Annotated in this window: 17 protein-coding genes; 8 read left to right on the top strand and 9 right to left on the bottom strand. The window is 69.1% G+C overall.

Annotated elements, in window-relative coordinates:
* Window positions 1–20: 20 nt before the first annotated feature.
* From AC3A4E_RS01985 to yihA, 6 genes are all read right to left on the bottom strand, one after another.
* Window positions 21–4,124 carry a hypothetical protein gene (locus AC3A4E_RS01985; RefSeq protein ID WP_487629900.1) on the bottom strand — a complete coding sequence of 1,368 codons (4,104 nt, stop codon included), beginning with the start codon at window positions 4,122–4,124 and terminating at the stop codon, window positions 21–23.
* A 248-nt stretch (window positions 4,125–4,372) separates the two neighbouring features.
* Entirely contained in the window at window positions 4,373–5,002 is a 630-nt protein-coding gene (locus AC3A4E_RS01980) for a glutathione S-transferase family protein (RefSeq protein WP_487629899.1), read from the bottom strand.
* Window positions 5,003–5,084: 82 nt separating this feature from the next.
* On the bottom strand, window positions 5,085–5,549 hold the full coding sequence (gene alaE / locus AC3A4E_RS01975) for an L-alanine exporter AlaE (RefSeq protein ID WP_487629898.1): 465 nt from the start codon (window positions 5,547–5,549) through the stop codon (window positions 5,085–5,087).
* 129 nt (window positions 5,550–5,678) lie between these two features.
* Window positions 5,679–8,402, bottom strand: a complete 2,724-nt coding sequence (ppc, locus tag AC3A4E_RS01970) for a phosphoenolpyruvate carboxylase (RefSeq protein WP_487629897.1) — start codon at window positions 8,400–8,402, stop codon at window positions 5,679–5,681.
* 47 nt (window positions 8,403–8,449) lie between these two features.
* On the bottom strand, window positions 8,450–9,814 hold the full coding sequence (locus AC3A4E_RS01965; protein WP_487629896.1) for a glutamate--cysteine ligase: 1,365 nt from the start codon (window positions 9,812–9,814) through the stop codon (window positions 8,450–8,452).
* Window positions 9,815–9,992: 178 nt separating this feature from the next.
* The gene (gene yihA / locus AC3A4E_RS01960; protein ID WP_487629895.1) at window positions 9,993–10,676 is read right to left on the bottom strand and encodes a ribosome biogenesis GTP-binding protein YihA/YsxC; all 684 of its coding nucleotides are present in this window, start codon (window positions 10,674–10,676) and stop codon (window positions 9,993–9,995) included.
* Window positions 10,677–10,804: 128 nt separating this feature from the next.
* Here yihA and AC3A4E_RS01955 point away from each other — a divergent pair, with 128 nt between their 5' ends.
* The 4 genes from AC3A4E_RS01955 (at window position 10,805) to AC3A4E_RS01940 (ending at window position 14,170) form a co-directional block, all read left to right on the top strand.
* Window positions 10,805–11,737 (top strand): c-type cytochrome, encoded by a 933-nt coding sequence (locus AC3A4E_RS01955; protein ID WP_487629894.1) that lies wholly within the window; start codon window positions 10,805–10,807, stop codon window positions 11,735–11,737.
* A 143-nt stretch (window positions 11,738–11,880) separates the two neighbouring features.
* Window positions 11,881–12,534, top strand: a complete 654-nt coding sequence (locus AC3A4E_RS01950) for a thiol:disulfide interchange protein DsbA/DsbL (protein ID WP_487629893.1) — start codon at window positions 11,881–11,883, stop codon at window positions 12,532–12,534.
* A 43-nt stretch (window positions 12,535–12,577) separates the two neighbouring features.
* Entirely contained in the window at window positions 12,578–13,375 is a 798-nt protein-coding gene (locus tag AC3A4E_RS01945; RefSeq protein ID WP_487629892.1) for a thiol:disulfide interchange protein DsbA/DsbL, read from the top strand.
* Between the two features lie 12 nt (window positions 13,376–13,387).
* Window positions 13,388–14,170, top strand: a complete 783-nt coding sequence (locus tag AC3A4E_RS01940) for an endonuclease/exonuclease/phosphatase family protein (protein ID WP_487629891.1) — start codon at window positions 13,388–13,390, stop codon at window positions 14,168–14,170.
* A gap of 55 nt (window positions 14,171–14,225) precedes the next feature.
* Here the strand turns inward: AC3A4E_RS01940 and AC3A4E_RS01935 are convergent, their stop codons facing one another.
* Together AC3A4E_RS01935 and AC3A4E_RS01930 are read right to left on the bottom strand one after the other, a co-directional pair.
* On the bottom strand, window positions 14,226–17,102 hold the full coding sequence (locus AC3A4E_RS01935; RefSeq protein ID WP_487629890.1) for a TonB-dependent receptor plug domain-containing protein: 2,877 nt from the start codon (window positions 17,100–17,102) through the stop codon (window positions 14,226–14,228).
* A 146-nt stretch (window positions 17,103–17,248) separates the two neighbouring features.
* Complete coding sequence (locus tag AC3A4E_RS01930; protein ID WP_487629889.1) at window positions 17,249–18,268, bottom strand: NADP-dependent oxidoreductase; 1,020 nt, start codon at window positions 18,266–18,268, stop codon at window positions 17,249–17,251.
* A gap of 297 nt (window positions 18,269–18,565) precedes the next feature.
* Here AC3A4E_RS01930 and AC3A4E_RS01925 point away from each other — a divergent pair, with 297 nt between their 5' ends.
* From AC3A4E_RS01925 to AC3A4E_RS01910, 4 genes are read left to right on the top strand one after another with little or no spacing between them, the layout of a single operon-like run.
* On the top strand, window positions 18,566–19,495 hold the full coding sequence (locus AC3A4E_RS01925; RefSeq protein ID WP_487629888.1) for a hypothetical protein: 930 nt from the start codon (window positions 18,566–18,568) through the stop codon (window positions 19,493–19,495).
* Complete coding sequence (locus AC3A4E_RS01920; RefSeq protein ID WP_487629887.1) at window positions 19,492–20,055, top strand: GTP-binding protein; 564 nt, start codon at window positions 19,492–19,494, stop codon at window positions 20,053–20,055. Before AC3A4E_RS01925 ends, AC3A4E_RS01920 begins: the two co-directional genes overlap by 4 nt.
* Window positions 20,048–20,467, top strand: coding sequence for a roadblock/LC7 domain-containing protein (locus AC3A4E_RS01915; protein ID WP_487629886.1), 420 nt, complete (start codon window positions 20,048–20,050; stop codon window positions 20,465–20,467). The genes AC3A4E_RS01920 and AC3A4E_RS01915 overlap by 8 nt, the downstream gene beginning before the upstream one ends.
* A gap of 42 nt (window positions 20,468–20,509) precedes the next feature.
* On the top strand, window positions 20,510–20,869 hold the full coding sequence (locus tag AC3A4E_RS01910; protein ID WP_487629885.1) for a hypothetical protein: 360 nt from the start codon (window positions 20,510–20,512) through the stop codon (window positions 20,867–20,869).
* A 28-nt stretch (window positions 20,870–20,897) separates the two neighbouring features.
* Here AC3A4E_RS01910 and AC3A4E_RS01905 read toward each other — a convergent pair whose 3' ends face one another.
* Complete coding sequence (locus AC3A4E_RS01905) at window positions 20,898–21,857, bottom strand: aldo/keto reductase (RefSeq protein WP_487629884.1); 960 nt, start codon at window positions 21,855–21,857, stop codon at window positions 20,898–20,900.
* Window positions 21,858–21,957 lie beyond the last annotated feature (100 nt).

The following is a 21,957-nucleotide window of genomic DNA, read 5'->3' as shown; positions in this document are numbered from 1 at the left end:
CGTGGATGCGATCCGCCTCATCACATGCCGGTGAACTGCTCGCCGAAGTCGGTCATGTTGCCGACGAACTCGACCGTGGCGTTGACGCCCTGGGCGACACCCAGCAAGGTCTTGAGCGGCGTCAGCGCAGCCTGCGCCGGCGGGAACAGGCTGGCGGCGTTGACCAGCAGGTCGGCCGCGCTCAACGCGATGGTCATACCGCTCGCACCGTCGGCGATGTTGCCGATCAGATCCGAGCCCGCATCGACGACGCCGACCACCGGACCAATGAACGGAATCGACCGCAGGCCGGTCGTGGCGACGGCTTCTGCCGCCTGCCGCTGCATGAAGTCCTTGACCTGCTGCGGCATCGCTTCGATGAACTGGGTCACCAGCTTGCCGATCAGATCGACCGCCTGTTCGCCGAACGGCAGGTCGTAACCGAGCACCGAGGCCTTTTCGCCGTAAGTGATGAAGTTGCCGATTGCCTCGCCAAGCGCACCCAGCGCGCCTTCGATATCGCCGCTGGCGAGCTTCGTCGCCGCATCGAACATGTGGCCCAGCGAGCCGGAGTCGACGATCGCGGCATTGAGATCCCCATCGGCAAAGAACTCGCCTACCGAGCCGGGCAGCAAACTCAGCGAGTTTAGGAAGCTGGTCGCCAGTCCTGGTGCCTCGTCGGCAAGCACGCCGGCCGCCTCACCAAGCTTGCGGATGAACTCGACAGGATCACCATTGCCAAAGGCCTGAATGGCGGCGGCGATCGCCTCGGCGACCGCAGGGCTGGTCATCGCATCGAGCGCACCTGACAGCAGCGAGACGATCTCCGGCTTAAGGTCGAATCTCGAAGTCAGCGCGTCGACGATCGTGTCGCGCGACCCTTCCGGAATGCTGGTCGCGAACGCGGCGAAGGCCTGGATCGCCGCGGCGATGTCGCCCTCGCCGACCGCATCGGCGACGTCGAACACGTTCGACAGTGCCGGACCGAGCGCAGCCAGATCCTCGGCCGTGGTCAGGCCGAGCGGCTCGAGACGCGCCATCAGCGCCTCGTCGTTCGCCAACACCGCGGCCAAGGCTTCCATCACTGCTACGTTGTCGGCAATCGCACGGATGCCTCCTGGCACGTCACCCTGCAACATGTCCTGCAAGGCGCCATGCAGGTCTTCGTTGCCGACGAGCGTCGAGACCAGGGTCTCGTCGGTCAGCAGGGACTTGAGCAGTTGCGTGGCCGGTGTGTCGGGCAGTTGCGCGCCGACGGCGTTGACCATGCGCGCGACAAGGTCCGGCGCCGCAGCCACGGCGTCGCCCAGCGCGTCCAGCGCCGCGAGGACGCCATCACCACCGGGCGACAACGCCTGCAGCGCGGCGACCACGTGCGGCACTGCTTCGCCGGCTTGGGCGAATTCCTCGCGGGTCAGGCCGAGGGATTCAAGTCTGTTCTGCAGCCCTTCGGGCATCGCGTCGAAGATCCGCTCACCGATCTTCGACAGCACACCCGGAGCGGCGCCGGCCGCCTCGCCGATGTGATCGACCGCGTCCTGCCACTCGCCGTTCTTCAGGGCGATGCCGGCATCGAGCAGGTGCGGTGCAGCGGCGCCGGCCTCGACCAGATCCCCTGCGGTAAGACCGGCGGCCTCGAGCGCTTCGACCACCCCTGCGTCGCCGGCCACGATCTCCAGCGCGCGGTCGCGTACCGCATCGTTGTGCAGCAACGCACTGGCGCCTTCGAGCACCTGGCCGTCGAGCAACTGGTTGATCGCATCGTGCAGATCGCTGTCGCCAGCGATCGCTGCGGCGATCGTTTCGTCGGTCAGCAGATCGTGCGCGAGTCCCTCGGGTACCTGTTCGCCCAGCGCGGTCACCAGGCCGGTGGCCGCGTCCGGGGCGGCGGCGCCTGCGGCCAGGACATGCTCGACTGCGTCGCTCCAGCGCTGCTCCATGAGCGCATTACCGGCGTCGACCAGTGACGGCAGTGCCGCAGCCATCGCCTCGATGTTGTCGGCGTCGACGCCCAGCTGGCCCAGCGCGGCCTGCATCTCGGGGGAAAGCTGGTCGTAGATCGCCGCGCCGATCTTGCCGAGCAGGTCCGGCGCAGCACCGGCGACTTCACCCAGTGCGTCGAGCGCCGCGTCGATTCGGCCGTTGGCGAGATGGTCGATGGCCGCGAACAGGTGTGGCGCAGCATCACCGGCCTGCTTGAGGTCGGCGGCAGTCAGACCGGCGGCCTCCAGCTGGGCGGCGACCTGCGCGTCCCCTGCTGCCGCATCGATCACGGCATCGCGCAATGTCTTGTTGCCGGCCAGCGCGGTCAGCGCCTGCGCGACATCGCCTTCGAGCAGCGCGGTCAGGGCTTCGGGACCAGCCGCCGCCAGAGCACCGGCCACATCGGGATCGCCGAGTACCGTCCTGGCGAGCCCTTCTGGCAGATGCGACGCCATGGCCGCCAGACCCTTGGCGACCACCTCGGGCGCGTGCGTGGAAGCGGCGACAAGCGCCAGTCCGGCCTGGCGCCAGTCTTCCGGCGTGGCCTGCGGATTCGCCACCAGGGCGACTGCGCGCATGGCGTCGGGCAGGCCGTCGCCAAGCGCCTTGAGGTCATCGGCGTTGAGGCCGAGCCGGTCGACCGCCTGGCTGAAACCGGAATCCGGGTCCTGCAGCGCGGCGTCGATGACCGCGTCCCGCAGATCCTTGGCGCCCGCGAGGTGCTCGAGCGCGCCGGCCGGGTCGCCATTGACCAGCGCACGCAGGGCGTCGGGGCCTGCATCGGCCAATTGGGCCGCCACGGCGGGATCGCCGAGGATGTCGCTCGCCGGCGACGACAGATCCGCGGCGAGTGCCTGGATCCCCTTCGCCACCAGCTCCGGGGCCTGTTCGCTGGCATCGACCAGCGCCAGGGCGGCATCCTGCCACTGTCCCTGGGCGGCGAGCGAAACCGCCTCCATGACATCGGGCAATGCGGCGCCTGCGACCTTGAGATCATCAGCGGTGAGGCCGAGACGCGCGACCGCCTGGCTGAAGTCCGATTGCGGATCGCGCATGGCCGCGTCGATGACCGCATCGCGCAGTGCCGCGTTGCCGGCCAGATGCTGCAGCGCTGCACCGGGGTCACCATTGACCAGCGCGCGCAGCGCGTCGCCGCCCGCTGATGCCAAGTGAGTGGCGACGTCGGCATCGCCGAGAATGCCGGCGGCCGGCTCGGGGAGCTCGGCCGCCAACGCCTGCAGGCCGCGTGCGACCAGTTCCGGGGCGTGTCCGGCTGCGTCGATCAGCGCGAGCGCGGCAGCCTGCCACTGCTGCCCGCCAGCCAGCGTCGCGGCCCGCACCAGATCGGGCAGACCGGCACCGGCGGCCTTGAGATCGTCCACGCCCAGACCGAGCGAGGTCGCCGCCTGCGCCAGATCCGTGCCCGGTGCGAACGCTGCATCGATCAGCGCCTCACGCAACGTGGTGTTGTCGGCGGCAGATGCCAGTGCCCCGGCGATGTCGCCGTCCACGATCTGGCCGATCAGTTCTGGACCGGCGTCGAGAAGCGCCTGCACGGCCGCGGGATCGGTGAGGATGTCGCGGACAGCGGCGGGCAACTGGTCGGCCGCACCGGCGAGGCCCTGGATCGCATCAGCGGCCAGCGCCGCACCTGCTTCGCCACCGGCCAGCCCGGCGAGGGTTTCAATGGCGGCACCGTAGTCGCCGGACTCTACCTGCGCGGCCGCATCGGCCAGGGTGTCGAGTGTGGCAGGCGAGGCGTCGGCCACAGCGTCCGGCGCCAAGCCAAGGGTATCGAGCGTGTCGCGAATGCCGGCATCGGAATTGCGCACCGCTGCGGGATAGTCGGCCTGCACCTGCTGGCTGCCATAGGCATCGACTGCCTGGTCGACCGCGTTCGGGCCCGACCCGGTGCCGAACGCAGGACGGATCTTCGCCAGCCCTTCGGCATCCAGGGACTGTGCCAGCTGGTTGGCGATGTCCTGCTGCTCGGCCTGTGGGAGAGCCGCGACATCCGTGGCGTAATCGTCGACCTGGGTGTCGGTCATGCCATCGACGATGGCCTGCTGCTGCGCCGGCGGCTTCTGCGCCAGTTCCGGCGGTGGAGGCGGCGGCGGGGGCGGCGGGGGCGGCGGCGGGGCGTAATCCGGAATCGTGTGCATGGCATCATCTCCGGGGCTCGGCGCACCCGTCGTCAGAATCGCGATCCGCCACGCAGACCGCCTGGACACCGCGACAGCGGCACCCGGATGCATGGTCGATGTCCGGCCATGCCGCAGGAACTGGGGCCACCCCTAGCCCTGCGTATTCATGCAGTGCCGCCCGGTCGCAGCTTCAGCCTGTGTTGCGGTCTAGCCGGCCTTCCCAGCACGAACTGCGGATGCCGGATGTTCGGGATGCAATAGCGCGATCACGGGGGCTTCGGCATCGCCGCATCGTCGAGCGCGCTGGCACGCTGCCACGCAGGTCGCGCCTGCAGCCGGTCCACGTACTCGACGAAGGCCGGACGCGCCGGCAGCGATTTGAACATCAGGCCCCAGGCGATCTGGCTGCCGACGTAGACATCGGCGGCGGTGAAGCGTGCGCCGGTGATCCATGGCGCGGCGGATTCGGCGGCCTGCTCCAGCACGTCGACCATCTGTTCGAAGCTGCCATAGCCGACCATCATCGAACGCTCGGGCGGCGCCAGCAGGCCGAGCGACTTGGCCGTGACCGCCGCCTCGACCGGACCGGCGGCGAAGAACAGCCAGCGGAAATACGCGGCGCGTGACGCCGGTGTCGGATCGGGCAGCAGATCGGCCTGCGGAAACGCATCGGCGAGATACGCACAGATCGCCGCGGCTTCCGTGACCACGACGCCGTCATGGACCAGCGTCGGCACCTTGCCCATCGGATTGACCGCGAGAAACTCGGGCGCGCGGTTGGCGCCGTCGAACCCGACGAGTGCGACGCGATACGGTTGCCCGGTTTCCTCGAGCATCCAGCGCGCGATACGCCCACGGGACATCGGGTTGGTGTAGAGGACCAGATCGACGGTCATGGGATGCGCACTCCGGTGGCGGAACGCCGAGTCTAGCGACGCGGGTCACGGCCACGGTGACCGTGTTGCGACAGCGTCGGATTCATTCCTGCAGGGTCATGGGCCGGTCGCCACCGGCCGGCAGTCCGTAGAGGCCGCGGATCCAGTTGAGGAACGCGCCGTAGGGCCGTCCCGACACCAGCATGATCACGGTGGCGCCCAGCACGCCGAGCCACAACCCCCGCCCAGACGCGCCGCTGACCGCGATGATCGCGGCGTAGATCGGCACCTGGAATGTCACCAGTGCGGCGCTGTCCCACAGTGTCCGCGACCAGCGACCCGGACCTGCGCGTTGCATCAGCAGGTCGCGCCACAGACCGTAGGGTCGCCCGACCGGGATCATCAGCAGCGCGCCGAGCAGGCGCGCGTGCAACACCTCACTCCAGTCCATGCCGGAAACGAACCGCTCGTTCAACGCGCCGGTGACGGTGAAGAACAGCACCAGCGCCGTGGTGTCGGCGAAGAACGCGCGGCGGCGTTCAGCGCCGCGGGTTGCAGGCCTACTCATTCCGGCGCGCGCCATCGCAGCTGCAGGCGCCGCATGTCGAATCCGCGTCGATGCCGCGCCGCCTGATCCGCAAACGACGCGGCCGGCAGGCCGCTTCGCGATGCCGGGACTGTGTGCGTCATCGTCAACTCAACCGGTGTTCTGGATCCCGGCCGCGATGCCGTTGACGGTCGACACCAGAGCGCTGAGCAGGGCTTCGTCCTCGCGACCGGTCGCACGCCAGCGGCGCAGCAGTTCGACCTGCAGCAGGCTGATCGGGTCGACGTAGGGATTGCGCAGGCGGATCGACAATTGCAGGCGGTAGTCGTCGGCCAGCAGCACGTCCTGCTCCTTGAGCAGCAGGATCGCATCGCGTGTGCGCAGGCACTCGTCGAGGATGCCGGGGAAGAACGCCGCATGCGCGTCGCCGGCCAGCTGCGAATACCGCTCGAAGATGCCGATGTCGCTCTTGGCCAGCAGCATTTCCACGTCGTCGAGCGCGGCGCTGAAGAACGGCCAGTCGCGCGCCATCTCGGTCATCGCCTGCTGGCCGTAGGTCTGGATGCCGTGCTGCAGGGCGGTGCCCAGGCCGTACCAGCCGGTCAGGCCCGAGCGGTTCTGCGCCCAGGCGAAGACCCATGGAATCGCGCGCAGGTTGGAGATACCGCCATCGCGACGGCGCGACGGGCGCGAGCCGATCTGCAGGCGTTCGATGACGTCGATCGGCGTGGCCGCACGGAAGTAGTCGGGGAAGTCGGCGCGTTCGTGTACCAGCGCGCGGTAATGCGCGCGCGAGATATCGGCCAGATCGGTCGCCATCGCGCGCCAGATGTCTTCTCGCGGATCGGGCGCACGCGGGCGCAGCGTCGCCTGCAGCACCGCGGCGGTCGACTGTTCGAGATTGCGCAGCGCAAGCGCGCGGATGCCGTACTTGCGATGGATCACTTCGCCCTGCTCGGTCACGCGCAGACTGCCATCGACCGAACCGCGCGGTGCGGCGTTGATCGCACGCCCGGTCTTGCCACCACCGCGGCTTACCGAACCGCCGCGGCCATGGAAGAACACGATACGCACACCGGCCTCGCGGGCGAGTGCGGTCAGTTCGACCTGGGTGCGCTGCAGCGCCCAGCGTGAGGCCAGCAGGCCGCCATCCTTCGCACTGTCGGAATAGCCGAGCATCACCGTCTGGCGCTCGCCGCGCGAGGCCAGATGCGCGCGATAGCGCGGGTCGTCGAACAGCGCGCGCATCACCGCCGGTGCAGCCTGCAGGTCGTCGACGGTCTCGAACAGCGGCGACACGTCGAGCGGCACCTGGTCGTCTTCGACGCAGCCGGCGATGCGAGCGAGCGCCAGCACCGCGAGCGCATCGGCGGCGCTGCGCGCCATCGAGATGATGTACAGGCCGGTCGCGGACGCGCCATGGCTGCGGCGCAGATCGGTGACCGCGTCGAACACGCCGAGCGTCGAGGCCACGCTCTCGTTCGACAGCGCACCGTTGGCTTTGGGCGGCGCATCGAGCATCGCGTGCAGACGCTCGACGCGCGCATCGACCTCGAGCGCGGCCCAGTCGCTGCCGTCGATGCGGCCGAGCACCTCGTCGTGTACCGCCGAATCCTGGCGCAGATCGAGTGCGGCGAGATGGAAGCCGAACGTGCGCGCACGCCACAGCAGGCGTTCGAGCGCGAACAAACCGGCGTGATCGCCACGATTGCCGCGCAGGCTCGTATCCATCAGATCGAGATCGGCGAAGAACGCGTCGGCGTCCGCGTATCCCGCGCGATGGTCGGCGTCGGTCAGGCGGAGGCGCAGCTGCATCAGATCGAGCAGACGCCGGTAGGGCATGTCGGCGTGGCGTGGATTGAGCGTGGCGTCGGCGTCGGGCAGGCGGCGTCGGTAATCATCGACGCGCGCGGTGATCGCCTCGTCGATCGTCGCACGGCCCAGCGTCTGGGTCAGCACGTTGCCGAGCCCGCGCAGGTCACGCCGGTACTGCGCCAGCGCCTGGCTGCGCTGTGCGCCGAGTGCCGCGCGCATGGTGTCGGCGTTGACGTTCGGGTTGCCGTCCATGTCGCCACCGACCCAGGTGCCGAAGCGCAGCACTTGCGGCAGCGACGGGCGCGCGCCGTAGACGGATTCGATCGCGTCGCCGAGCGCCTCGTAGAACACCGGCAGCACGCGGTAGAGCACGTTCGACAGGTAATAGCCGACGTGCTCGACCTCGTCGGCGACGGTCGGCTTGCGCGCAGGCGATTCCGAGGTCTGCCAGGCCGAGGTGAGCGCCAGCACGATGCGCGCATCGTCGGCGCGGCGTTCGGTGGGTGTGCGTTCGCGATCGATGTCGGCGATCAGGCGCTCGACGATCGTGCGTTCCTTTTCGAGCAACACGCGGCGCACGGCTTCGGTCGGATGGGCGGTGAACACCGGTTCGATGTGCAGGCGCGCGAGCGTGGCTTCGAGCTGCGGCAGGTCGACGCCGGCGTCCTTCAGCTCGTGCAGCACCGCTTCCAGCCCGCCGGGCTGCGGCGCATCGCCGGTACGCTGGTAATCGCGGCGGCGACGGATGCGATGCACGCGCTCGGCGAGATTGATCGCGCCGAAATACGCGGCGAATGCGCGCACCAGCGCATCGGCATCGTCGAGGGACACCTTGGCCAGGCCGTCGGCGAGCGCGTCGACCGGCGCACCGGTTTCGCGTCGTGCAATGGCCGCGCGCCGGACCGCTTCCACCTGGTCGAGCAGTGCAGGCGACACCTGCTCGGACAGCATGTCGCCGACCATCGCGCCGAGGCGGCGGACGTCGTCACGGAGCAGGGTGTCGGTCTTCGCGAAACCAACTTCGCGCAGCGGAAGGGGCAGGTCGTCGTGGGGATTCATCCAGCCACGTTACACAAGCCCCGCGCGACTGTCGTGCCACGTGTGCGTCAGTACGCGAACTCGCGGAACACGCGGTCGATGTCGCCGTTCCAGGCGCCATGGAACAGCGCGAGCTTGCGCTCGGCCGGCGTCTCGTTGGCCTCGACGATTTCGATCAGTGCGTCGAGGAACACACGTTCGTCCTGACCGCGGCTGTTGAGGCGCGCACGACGCTGCAGGCCGCCAGCGGAAATCTTCAGGGCCTCGACCGCGAGATCGCGCAGGGTGCCGCTGCGGAACGGCGTCTTCAGGCCGTGCCTGGGCACGTCGTCGCGCAGCGCGTTGCGCTCGACCATCGTGAAGTCGCGGACCAGATCCCAGGCCGCATCCAGGGCGGCATCGTCGTACAGCAGCCCCACCCAGAACGCCGGCAGCGCGCACAGCCGGTTCCACGGACCGCCGTCGGCGCCGCGCATCTCCAGGTACTTCTTCAGCCGCACCTCGGGAAACGCGGTGGTCATGTGGTCCGACCAGTCACGCAGCGTCGGCAGCTGGCCCGGCAGCGCCGGCAGTTCGCCGCGCATGAAATCGCGGAAGCTCTGGCCGCTGGCGTCGTGATAGGTGCCGTCGCGGTAGGAGAAATACATCGGCACGTCGAGCAGGTAGTCGACGTAACGCTCGTAGCCGAAGCCATCTTCGAACACGAAATCGAGCATGCCGGTGCGGTCGGCGTCGGTATCGGTCCAGATGTGCGAGCGGTAGCTGAGGTAGCCGTTCGGCCGGCCCTCGGTGAACGGCGAATCGGCGAACAGCGCAGTCGCGATCGGCTGCAGCGCCAGCGACACGCGGAACTTCTTCACCATGTCGGCTTCGGTCGCGTAGTCGAGGTTGACCTGCACCGTGCAGGTACGGGTCATCATGTCGAGGCCGAGGTCGCCGACCTTCGGCATGTAGTCGCGCATGATCTTGTAGCGGCCCTTGGGCATCCACGGCATCTCGTCGCGGCGCCACTTGGGCTGGAAGCCCATGCCGAGAAAGCCCAGGCGCAGCTCGTCGGCGACGCTCTTGACCTCGAACAGGTGCGCACCGACCTCGCTGCAGGTGTCGTGGATCGTCTCCAGCGGGGCGCCGGAGAGTTCCAGCTGGCCGGCCGGTTCCAGCGTCACCGAGGCGCCGTCCTTGAGCAGCGCGATCGTGCGGCCGCCTTCATCGACAGGCTCCCAGCCGAAGCGGGTCAGGCCGCGCAGCAGGACTTCGATGCCGCGATCGCCATCGAAAGTGGGCGCCTGCAGGTCATCGAGACGGAAGCCGAACTTCTCGTGCTCGGTGCCGATGCGCCAGTCGCCGATCGGCTTCTCGCCCGAGGCGAGCACCTCGACGAGCGTCGCGCGGTCGGTGATCGGGGTGTCGGCGACGTGGCTGGGGCTGGACAAGGCTCGGACTCGCGATCGGGCACTGCCCGCAGGCCGGCACTATAAGCGGCCCGCCCATCGCTGTCGGCCCCGCCCACGGTGTCGCAGTGTTCCCGATTCCGACGCGAGCGACGGCAGGCCGCAGCCTGCGCCGTAACCGATGGGGCCGCGGCATCCGCGGTGACCCGCCGGCGATGGATCAGGACGTGGTGTCGGGGGTGCCCGGCGCCGCGGCCGTTGCGCGCGGCGCGCGTGGGGCACGGCCCGATGCCGGGCGGCCGATCTCCATCCAGCCCGCGATCACGCCACGCGCTTCGTCGATGCCGATGTTGGTCTCGCCGGAGAACACCTGCACGCTGACCTTGTCGCCGTGCAGCGCCAGCAGTTCCTTGCGCACCGCCTGCAGCGTATTGCCCGCCGCGCCGCGACCCAGCTTGTCGGCCTTGGTCAGCAGCGCGTGCGCCGGCATGCCGTGCTCGACCGCGAACGCGATCATCTGGCGGTCGTATTCCTTGAGCGGATGGCGGATGTCCATCACCACGACCAGGCCCTTGAGCGCTTCGCGCTCGCGGAAATACTGGGCGAGGAACGCCTGCCAGTGGGCCTTCAGATCGCGCGGCACCTTGGCGTAGCCGTAGCCGGGCAGATCGACGAGGAAGCGGTTGTCGTACGGCGGAAAGTCGAAGAACACCAGCTGCTGGGTGCGGCCCGGGGTCTTGGACACGCGCGCGAGCGCGTTCTGCTGGCACAGCGCATTGAGCGCGCTGGACTTGCCGGCGTTGGAGCGGCCGGCGAATGCGACCTCGTACCCGCCGTCTGCAGGAAGCTGCTGCGGGGTGTGGGCAGCCAACAGATATTTGGCGCGTGCAAAGGGATTGGACATCGCAATAGCTTGGCACGACCGGCGCCGGCTTGCCCGCGCGGTTTGACCCGCCCGGTGCGGGCCAACATAATCCGGAGACTCGCGGCCGGCACCTGTCGGACGGCGTTGAAAGATCTCGGAGCCCAGCAATGCGCCACGCTCGCGCCATTGGTATCGCCGGTCTTGTTGTCATTGCCGTGGGCGCTGTCGCGTTCGCGCAGTCCACCGTGCAGCCGTTGCCGGACGCGCCGGCAGTGGAAACACGGGACATCGACGACACCGCCGTCGCCGAACTCACCAAGACGACGCACGGGGATCCGCTCAAGGGCGCCCAGCTCGCCGGCGCCTGCGCCGCGTGCCACGGCCTCGACGGCAACGCCGACGCCGACCCCAGCCTCTACCCGCGCATCGCCGGCCAGAGCGAGCGCTACATGGCCCACCAGCTGGCGCTGTTCAAGAGCGGCGAGCGCGTCAACGCGATCATGCAGCCCTTCGCAATGCCGCTCAGCGCGCAGGACATGCGTGACCTCGGTGCGCACTACGCGCAGCAGACCAGCGGCGCCGGCATTGCCGACGATGCGGTCGTCGAGACCGGCCCCTACGAGGGCATGAAGTTCTTCGAGGTCGGCCAGAAGCTGTTCCGCAGTGGCGATGCCGATCGCGGCCTGCCGGCCTGCATGGCCTGCCATGGCCCGGCGGGCAGCGGCAATCCCGGCCCGGCGTATCCGCATGTGGGCGGCCAGCAGGCCTGGTACAGCTCCGGTCGTCTCTATGCCTATCGCGAAGGCCAGACCGCCGAGACCGACAGGCACCTGTTCGACGTGATGGCATCGGTGGCCAAGTCGCTGACCGACGAAGAGATCGAGGCGCTGGCCAGCTACATGCAGGGCCTGCACGCACGCCCCGACCCGACGATGCTGGCCGCGATCGAAGCCCAGGCCGCGTCGATGCCGGCGCCGGCGGTGCCAGCCGAAGACCAGGCCGTGCCGGCGACCGATGCGACCGCCGATGAAGCGCTCGAAGCGGCGGAACCGGCACCTGCCGCAGAGCCCGCACCGGCCCCGGCGCCCGGCACGCCGTGATGCATTGCCCGGTGCCGGTCTCCGGCACCCTGTCGACTTGAATCCGCACATCCACCTTCTTCGCCGTGCCGACGTCAGGCCCCGCGCTTGTGCGCGCTGTGGCCGACGCGTGCACGGCGTCCGCATTCCGGAGTGACCTGACGATGTCGTCCCTGCCCCGCGCCTGGCGCCACCTGCTCGTGATCGCCGCGCTCGCCGCTTCGGCCTGGTTGCCTGCCGCCGCGCAGACGCGCGCTCCAGTCGAGGGTGTCGACTATGTCGTCATCCCCGACGGCCAGCCCTGGCAGCCGCTCGACGGCAAGATCGAGGTCGTCGAAGTCTTCTCCTACGGCTGCGTGCACTGCTTCCACTTCCAGAAGCTGGTCGATACCTGGCGCGCGCGGGCACCGCGCGATGTGCGGTTCACCTATCTGCCGGCGGCATTCTCGGCCGGCGACAACTTCGCCCGGGGCTTCTTCGCCGCCCAGGCCCAGCGCATCGATGCGCGCAGCCATCACGCGCTGTTCTCGGCCGTGCACGAAACATCCATCCTGCCGCGCAGCGGTGCCAGCATCGATGCGATCGCGACGTTCTATGCGACGCAGGGCGCACGCTCGAAGGCGCGTTTCGCGGAGGCGATGGCGAGCCCGGCGACCGATGAAAAGCTGAACGCTGCGCGCGCGTTCGCGGTGCGCAGTGGCGTGGAGGGCACGCCGACGCTCATCATCAACGGCCGTTACCGGGTGATGGGACGGCGGCTGGAAGACCAGCTGGTGGTTGCCGACCAGCTGATCGCACGTGAGCGCGCCCAGCCCTGACGCACACGATGTACATCGAACGTTTTCCTTCGAGAGAGTGACCATGAAGATCCGCCACACCCTGCTTCTGATGCTTGCCCCCGTCCTGCTCGCGGCCTGCGGCCAGCAGCCCGACGCCGCCGCTGCACCGGCCGCTACGCCGGCACCGGCGCAGGCCGCATCCCAGGCACCTGCAGGCGACACCCCGCCTGCTGCTGCCGCTGTCGACGACGCTGCGCCCGCCGCGCCGGCCGAGGCCGCCGCGCCCAACACCAATCCCGTGGCCGTGCCGCAGGGCCCGGCGCCGGTGGCCGGTACCGACTACGTCGAGATCCAGGGCGGTCAGCCGTTCGCGAATGTCGCCGGCAAGATCGAAGTGGCCGAGGTGTTCGCCTACTGGTGCGGCCACTGCGCCACGTTTGAATCGCTGGTCAAGGCCTGGAAGGCGCGGCAGCCGGCGGACGTGAACTTCGTCGCCGTGCCAGTCGTGTTCGACCAGAATGACCAGTTCCCGCGTGCGTTCTATGCGTCCGAGACCATGGGCACGCTGGCCCAAACCCACGACGCGACGTTCAAGGCCATCCACATCGAGCGCAAGCTGCGGCCCAACGCCGATGCGGCCAGCATCGCCGCGTTCTACGCCAGCCTGGGCATCGACCAGGCCCGCTTCACCAGCACCATGCAGAGCTTCGCGGTGAACGCCAGCCTCGGTCGCGCGCGTCAGTTCGCGACCCGCAGTGGCGTCGAGGCCACCCCGACCGTGATCGTCAACGGCAAGTACCGGGTGATCAGCAGCCGGTCGCTGGAGGACATCCTGCGCATCACCGACCATCTGGTCGCCCAGGAGCGTGCGGCGCAGTAAGCGCCCGCTTCCGTGAACACCAGCGTCCCCCACGACGAGGCCTCGCGCCGGCTCAAGCTGCTGAGCGCGAACATCCAGGCAGGGTCCAGCACGCGCCGCTACAGCGATTACGCGACGCGCAGCTGGTCCCACGTGCTGCCGGCCGGCAAGCGCACGGCGCTCGACACGATCGCCACGCTGGCCGGCGGCCACGACATAGTCGGCCTCCAGGAGGCGGACCCGGGCAGCTGGCGTTCGGGTTTCACCAACCAGACCCACTATCTCGCCGAGCGGGGCGGGTTCGAGTACTGGAGCCACCAGCCCAACCGCCGCGTCGGCGCGGTCGCGTCCAGCGCCAACGGGCTGCTGAGCCGGCTCGAGCCGATCGAGGTGGTCAACCACGCATTGCCCGGCCGCATCTCCGGCCGCGGCGTGCTGCTGAGCCGGTTCGGCGAAGGCGATGAAGGTCTGGTGGTGGCGGTCGCGCACCTGTCGCTGGGTGCGCAGTCGCGGCACTCGCAACTGTCGTTCATCGCCGAGGTGCTGGCCGATCACCCGCACGCTGTGCTGATGGGCGATTTCAACTGCACGTCCGACCGGCCCGAGATGTCGGTGCTCTACCGCGGCACGGGTCTGCAGCCGCCTGCGTGTGCAGTGCACACCTTCCCGAGCTGGCGCCCGCAGCGCGCGATCGACCACATCCTGGTCACCGGCAATCTCAAGTGCGCCGACATGAAAGCGCTGCCGGCGGCATTCTCCGACCACCTGGCGCTGTCGACCGAACTGCACGTGCCCGAGGCCGCGCTGCGGCGTTGAGCCCTGTGCTTCGTGCGACGCCAGTCCACGGCTTCGCACGCGTCACGATGCCTCCTCAGAAATCGATGCCCAGCCGCGCGTAGACGAAGCGGCCCGGCAGGTCGTACGTCGATGCGTCGTAGCCGTTGAGGCTGCAGCTCAGGCACACCGGCGGTGTCCGGCCGGTGAGGTTGTTGACGCCCAGGCTCAGACGCATGCCGTCGAGCCAGGCGGTGTGGCGCCAGCCCAGCTGCAGATCGTGATAGGTGGTCGACCCGAGGCCGTTGCGGTCGTTGGCACTGTCGTCGCAGATCGGGAAGCCGTTGGCGCCGCCGCACGATTCGACGAGGCTGTCGATGTAGCGGACCGTCCACGCCAGCGACCACGGACCACGCGTCCAGTCGGTGACCAGGGTGCCGCTCCACTCGGGAATCGCGCTGTTGTTGACCTCGACGCCCGGCCGCCGCGGCTCCAGCGCGCCGCTCTCGTTGGCCAGTTCGTAGCGCGTCACCCACGTGGTTCTGGCATCGAAGCGCAACCGGCCCCAGTCGCGTTCGGGCAGGGTCCACGCGGCGGTGAAATCCCAGCCGTCGGTCTTGATGGTGCCGAGGTTGGCGAGGATGTCGTCGAACCGGATGATCTGGCCGCGGTCGCTGCGGTCGTAGGCATCGCACGAGGCCGGATCGCGCGTGGCGATGCAGCGTTCGAGAATCGCCTGCGCATCGGGCGCCTGGATCGCATCGGCGATGTGGTGGCGGTAGAAGGTCACGCCCAGATCGAGACGGTCCGACCACCACACCTCGTCGGCAAGCGACGGACTCCACACGCCACCCAGCATCAGGCTGCGACTGCGCTCTGGCTGCAGCTCGGCATTGCCCGAAGTGACGACCGAGATCTGCGGGTTGCTCTGCGCATAGTCCGGTGGCACGCCGTCTGCGACGCAGGCGGCCGAGGTCGCCGCCGCGCCGGAGCACGGGTCGACCAGGGTCGCGTCGAAGCGGCTCAGGGTGCCGTAGAGCTCGCCGATCGACGGTGCGCGGAAGCCCTCGGCATAGCTCATGCGGAACAGCAGTTCGTCGACCGGCTGCCAGCGCAGGCCGACCTTGCCGGTGCTCTCGCCGCCGAAGGTCGAGTAATCCGAGTATCGGCCGGCGAGGCTGAGGTCGAGCGTCTCGCCGAATACGGTGTCGCGCATCAGCGGCACGCTGAACTCGGCATACGCTTCGCGCACGTCGTAGTCGCCGCGGGTGATGCCCGACTGCACGCCGTTGTATTCGCCGGCGATGGTGATCGGGTCGGGCACGTAGCTGCCCTCGTAACTGCGGTATTCGACACCGGCCGCGAACGACAGTGGGCCGGCCCACAGCGCGAACAGGTCGCCGGTGACGTTGGCCGACGCCAGCGTCAGGGTGTTGCGGCTTTCGTCGCGCACCACCGGCTGGATGAAGGCGAGCATCTGCGGGGTGATCGTGCCGGGGCCGCCGAACAGGTCCAGCGGCACGCAACCAGCGATCGCGGCGCACGCGGCGGGGTCGCCCAGCGCTTCGTTGATGCGGCGGACGTTGTAGCTGCCGGTATTGGTCTGCTCGGCGCGGCTCTGGCTGCGCACGAGATTGAGGTCCCAGTTCCAGGTGCGCACGCCCACCGGGAACGTGCCGTCCAGGCCGGCGGCCGCGTACCAGGTCTTCACCTCCTGACGGTAGCGTCGCGGCCCGCCCTCGACCGGCCGGCGCCCGAGCAGGAACAGGTTCGGACTGTCGCCGGCCGTGGTCAGGTCGAAGCCGAACGGGTTGTAGGGATTGAGCGCCGAGATCGTCAGCGTGCTTTCGGCGAACGGGTTGTACACCCCGACATCGGTGCCGAGGAAGATCGGCTCGGGCGCCGCCTGGTTGGCCGAGGTGCGCGTGTTGTACAGCACCCGCGCATAGGCCGAGACCTGCGGCGTGAACTCGAAGCGCACCTGGCCGAACGCCGACTTGCGCTCCGATGGCGTCAGCAGCAGGTTGTCCGGGGCGAAGTTGTAGCGGTCCGCGTCGGTGAAGCAGTGGAAGTCGTCGGTGCGCGTGCAGCCGGTCTGGGCCGGGTCGTAGACCGGCGCGGTCACACCGTCGTTGGGCGTCAGGTTGTGGTCGATGCCGGTGTTCGGGTCCCGGAACACGAACCGGCCCTGCGGCGTCGCCGAACTGCCGTTGGCAAGTCCGGTGCCCGGCACCGGCTCGCGGGCGTTGGCGAACTTCGACGAGGCGATCTCATCCTGCCTGTAGTACGACGCGCCTAGGAACCACTGCGCGCGCTCGGTGTGGCCGCCCCAGCCCAGGTCGGCACCCCGCGTCGCACCGCCCAGGCCGTCGTATTCGCCGTAGTGCAGATCGAGGCTGCCGCCGTCGGCATCGCGCCGGGTGATGACGTTGACCACGCCGGCGATCGCATCGGAGCCGTAGATCGACGAAGCGCCGTCCTCCAGCACCTCGATGCGTTCGATCAGCGCCAGCGGAATCGTGTTGAGGTCCACCGCCGACCCGACACCCGAGCCGGAGGACTCGTTGACCCAGCGGATGCCGTCGACCAGCACCAGCACGCGCTTGGCGCCCAGATGCCGCAGATCGACTGTCGCCGCGCCCGCACCCACGCCGCCGCCATCGGGCGGAAAACCGAAGTTGCCGCTGGAATTGAACCTGGTGTTGAGCGCCGCGCCGCTGGCGGTGAGGTTCTGCACGATGTCGGCGACCGAGGTGAAGCCGCTGCGGTCGATATCCTCACGCGTGAGCACCTGCACCGGCACCGCGGATTCCAGTTCCGCCTTGCGGATCCGCGTGCCGGTGACCTGCACGGCATCGAGCGTGCGTGCTTCGGGCGGCGGCTCGGGCGACTGGGCGTGGACGGCGGCGGGCAGCGCGAGCAGCACGACGCACTGGACCGCGGCGGCCAGCCGGTGGCGAGGCATCGACGTCATGGGTGGAACTCCGGCAGGAACGGTAGTCGGCCGGTGCCCCCGGGCCACCGACAACAGGTGCAGCGAATCCTTGACCCCAGGACATCCCGGGTCAACCCCGGATTGTCCCCCTCATGCGGCATCGATGCACGGCGCGTCGGCAGCGGTTACAGCTTGACCAGCAGTTTTCCGAAGTTGCGTCCCGCCAGCATGCCGATGAAGGCCTCCGGTGCCTGCGCCAGTCCGTCGACGACATCTTCGCGATAGCGGATGCGCCCATCCCGCAGCCAGTGGCCCATCTCGCGGACGAACTCGGGGTAGAGCGCGATGAAATCGCGCTGGATGAAACCGCGCACGGTGAGGTGCCGGGTCAGGATCGCCGACATCAACTGCGGCACCCGGTCCGGCCCCGGCGGGAGTGCGGTGTCGTTGTAGTGCGCCACCAGACCGCACACCGGCACACGGGCGAAATCGTTGAGCAACGGCAGCACCGCATCGAACACCTTGCCGCCGACGTTCTCGAAGTAGACATCGATGCCGTCCGGACAGGCTGCCGCCAGCTGGGCCGCGAAGTCGTCCGCCCTGTGGTCGAGGGCGACATCGAACCCCAGGTCGTCGCGGACGTGCGCGACCTTCGCGGCCCCGCCGGCGATCCCGACAACGCGCGCGCCCTGCAGTCTGGCGATCTGCCCCACCGTCGCGCCGACCGGCCCGCTGGCCGCGGCGACGACGACGGTTTCGCCGTGCTGAGGCTTGCCGATCTCGTGCAGGCCCGCGTAGGCGGTGAAGCCCGGCATGCCGTGCACACCCAGTGCGGTCTGCACCGGCAGGACCGCAGGATCCAGCTTCCGGCGCAGGGTCTCGCCGTCGACCACGGCATGCGTCTGCCAGCCGGCGTGGGCGAGCACGAGGTCGCCCGGCGACCAGGCCGGATGCAGCGACTGCACCACCTCTGACACGGTGCCACCGTCCATGACCTCGCCGATCTCGACCGGTGCCGCGTACGAGCGGCCAGCGCTCATGCGCCCGCGCATGTAGGGATCGAGCGACAGCCACCGGTTGCGCAGCAGCACCTCGCCGTTGCGCGGTGCCGGGACCGGCGCGTCCTCGATGCGGAAATCCGTCGCGACGGGCGCACCTTCGGGGCGCGATGCGAGCACGACACGCGTGTTGTGGGGGTGGCCCATGGTCGACCCTGCCTGGAACTGTGATGGAAGCCGCCATCTTGCGCGACCACACCCGCAATTTTGGATGCGCGTCCGTCATGTGCCCACAGGACATACGAAGTGCGGCGGCCGTCACACACGCCAAGCCCATTCAGAATTACGTTGGCTTCACATGCTGCGGGGGCGGCATGACTGGACGGGGAGCAGGGAAGCATGTCCGACCACGCAGCTGGAAGCGCCAGCCCACGCACCGTCAAGGTTCTCGCGATGGGGGTCGCGATGCATGCCGAGCAGGCGCTGTTGCGTGATCTGGAGGACGTGGCCGACCTGCCCGAGGGCAGCGTCGTCGCCGGTCATGGCCTGATGGACTGCGATCTTCTGGTGGTGCGCGACGACAGCGCGATGCGGCATGTCGCCCGGCGCATGCTCACCGGCCACCCGTCCGTCCGGCTCTGGATTCTCGGCGCCGACGGATCCCTCAGCGATGGTCAGTCCGCCGCATCGACGCTACTGGGCAAGCCGATCGTCCGCGGCATCGTGCGCGGCCTGAGCGGTGCGCCGCCCGCGCCATCCGCCGCGCCCGTCCCGCCGCCTCGCCCCGTCGTCCCGCCTGCACCGGACGAGGTTCCGGAATCCCTCCCGCTGGCCCAGGCCATCCGTGACCGCGTGCACCTGTCCCGCGGGCAGGTCGCGCTGGTCCACGACACCCCTCTGGTGCTGCTCGATTTCGATCGTCGCATCGCGGTGGTGGCGAGCGCCGAGCCGATGCCGCAGCCCGGCGCGGCCCTGGCGTCGGTGTTCCACGGGATCCGGATGGACCGCGTGGACGCCGCGACCTTCGAGGCCCGGATCAATGCCCAGCAGGTGCTGCCGCTCATTCCGCTGCTGTGGAGCGTCGCGCTCCAGGCAGGCCCGATGCATGCGCTGCTGCCCCCGCTGACGCCTGCATCGGTGATTTCGCTCAGACAGTGGCCCGACTTCCGCGCACTGGCGCATCGCCACGACCATTTCCGGCTGTGTTCACTGCTGCTCAAACGCCCCAGCACCGCCGCCGAGGCCTGCGCCCTGCTCGACCTGGAGCCCGACACCGTGCATGGATTCTTCAACGCCGCCTATGTGAGCGGCTATGCCGTCGTGGCCGACACCGTCCGCGCGTCGTCGGCGCCCGCACCCGCCCGGCAGGGACACGACGGCGGCTCCCGCCTGGCGCGGATGTGGCGCAGCATGCGCGACCGGATCCGCGCATGAGCGCGCCGGGTTCCAGGCAGGAACACAAGATCGTCATCCTGGGCTCGATGGGCGCAGGCAAGTCGACGCTGGTGCGCACGGTCGCCAGCGGCAACGTGATCGACACCGACGTGGAGAACACGGACGCGGCGTCGGACAAGCTCGCCACGACCGTGGCGATGGACTACGCCGATGTCGACCTGCCCAACGGCGACCGCATGCGTCTGTACGGCACGCCCGGGCAGGCCCGTTTCGACTTCATCTGGCCGATCCTGCTCGAGGGTGCGCGCGGCGTTGTGGTGCTGATCGATGCGGCGTCCCGTGGCGCGAGCGACGAACTCGACCTCTATCTCGGCAGCCTGGCCCGCCATGCCCCGGACGTGCCCACCGTGGTCGGGCTGTCGAAGGTGGACCTGCTGCCGGACGTCGAGACCGGGTCGTTCGCGGCCGTCATGGCAGCGCGCGACGCGCGGCTGCCACTGGTGCCGATCGATGCCCGCGAGCGCGGGCAGATCCTGATGCTGATGGACATCCTGATGACCGAGATCGAGACCCGCGAACTGATGGTGTCGCATGGCTGAGGTGCGCGCGCGACTCGAACCCCTGTCGGCCGCGGATCTCGATGCGGTGCAGGCGCACCTCGACCGGTTCACCTCGGCCATCGCCGGCATCCGGACCGCCGTGGTCGCCAGCGTCGACGGCTTCGCGGTCGCGCAATCCTGCCATCTCGGCAACAGCAGCGATCGGCTCGCGGCGATGACCAGTTCCATGCTCGCGCTGGCCAAGGCGGTCAGCCGGGAACTGCTGATCGGCGATCTCGAGGTCCTGATGATGGAAGCCGCGGACGGCAAGGTCCTGATGCTCTCCATCCCGCTGCCGGTCCGGCCCCTGCTGCTGATGGCGTCCTGCAGCCGGCGCTGCGTCATCGGCAACGTGCTGTGGAACGCGCGCGAGTGCAGCCGGCACATCCACCAGACACTGTCCGCGGCCTGATCCGCCGCGGACAACCACCCGGAAGACCCAAAGGACAGACCCATGGCGAACCTGAGCGAATCCCTCTCCGAACTGATGTCCATCGACGGCGCACAGGCCGTTTCGCTGGTCGACTACAACAGCGGCATGCTGCTCGGCGAAGCCGGCAGCGGCGTCGACATGGAAGTCGCGGCCGCCGGCAACACCGAGGTGATCCGCGCCAAGCTCAAGACCGCAGCCTCGCTCAACCTCAACGACAGCATCGAGGACATCCTGATCTCGCTGGGCAAGGCGTACCACATCCTGCGCCCGGTGGCGTCCAAGCCGGGCCTGTTCTTCTACGTCGTGCTGGATCGCCACAAGTCCAACCTCGCACTCGCCCGTCGCAAGGTGCTCGACGTCGAAAGCGCGCTGACCATCTGACGCCAGGCCACGGTCCCCGGCTCGCGTCCTACGCGGCGCCGGGGTTGCTGGCCGCGTCCAGCGCGGCGATGTCGGCTTTCGACAGCAGCAGCGTCCGCGCCGCGGCCAGTTCCCGCAGCTGGGGCAGGCTGGTGGCGCTGACGATCGGTGCGCTGATGCCCGGACGCGCGATCAGCCACGCCAGTGCGATCTGCGCCACCGTCGCCGCATGCCGGCAGGCAGCATCGTCCAGCGCGGCGAGCACACGCCGGCCGCGCGCGTTGAGGTACTGCTTGACCACCTGCGCACCGCGCGCGCTGCTCTTGGCCGCGTCCGCTTCGGTGCGGTACTTCCCGCTGAGGAAACCGCTCGCCAGCGAGTAGTAACCGATGACGCCGAGCCCGTGCTGCCGCGCCAGCGGCTCGAGCGCGGCTTCGTAACCGGCCCGCTCGACGAGGTTGTACTCGGGCTGCAGCGTCTCGTAGCGCGGCAGGTTGTGGCGCTGGGCCACCTCCAGCGCTTCGGCCAGACGCGGGGCGGTGTAGTTCGACGCGCCGATCGCGCGCACCTTGCCCTGTTCGATCAATCGGGAAAACGCGCCGAGCGTGTCTTCCAGCGGCACCGACGGATCGTCCTCGTGCGCCTGGTAGAGATCGATGACATCGGTCTGCAGGCGACGCAGCGAGTCTTCGCACGCGGCCTGGATGTTGGCCGGCGACAGGCCCTTGCGCTGCGGCCACTTGGCGACCTTGGTGGCGATCACCACGCGGTCGCGCTTGCCGCTCTTCTGCAGCCAGCGGCCGATCAGCGTTTCCGATTCGCCACCCTGGTTGCCGTCGACCCAGGCCGAATACACGTCGGCGGTATCCACGAGATTGAGGCCCAGCGCGACGCATTCGTCGAGCAGCGCATGTGTCGTGGACTCGTCGGCGCTCCAGCCGAAGACGTTGCCACCGAACGCCAGTGGCGAAACCCTAAGTCCCGAACGTCCGAGTTCGCGTTCCGACATGTGCCGCTCCTGCCTGCAAAAGAATGGCGACAGCATAGGCAGGGCCGACGCGCGTCCGACACCGGGGGACACGCAAAGCAGTGTTCCGGCACGACCTCCG

It is taken from the genome of Luteimonas sp. Soil_N_1, assembly GCF_057656255.1.
The sequence above is the reverse complement of the archived record's forward strand: the minus strand, read 5'-3'. Positions and strand labels throughout refer to the sequence as shown.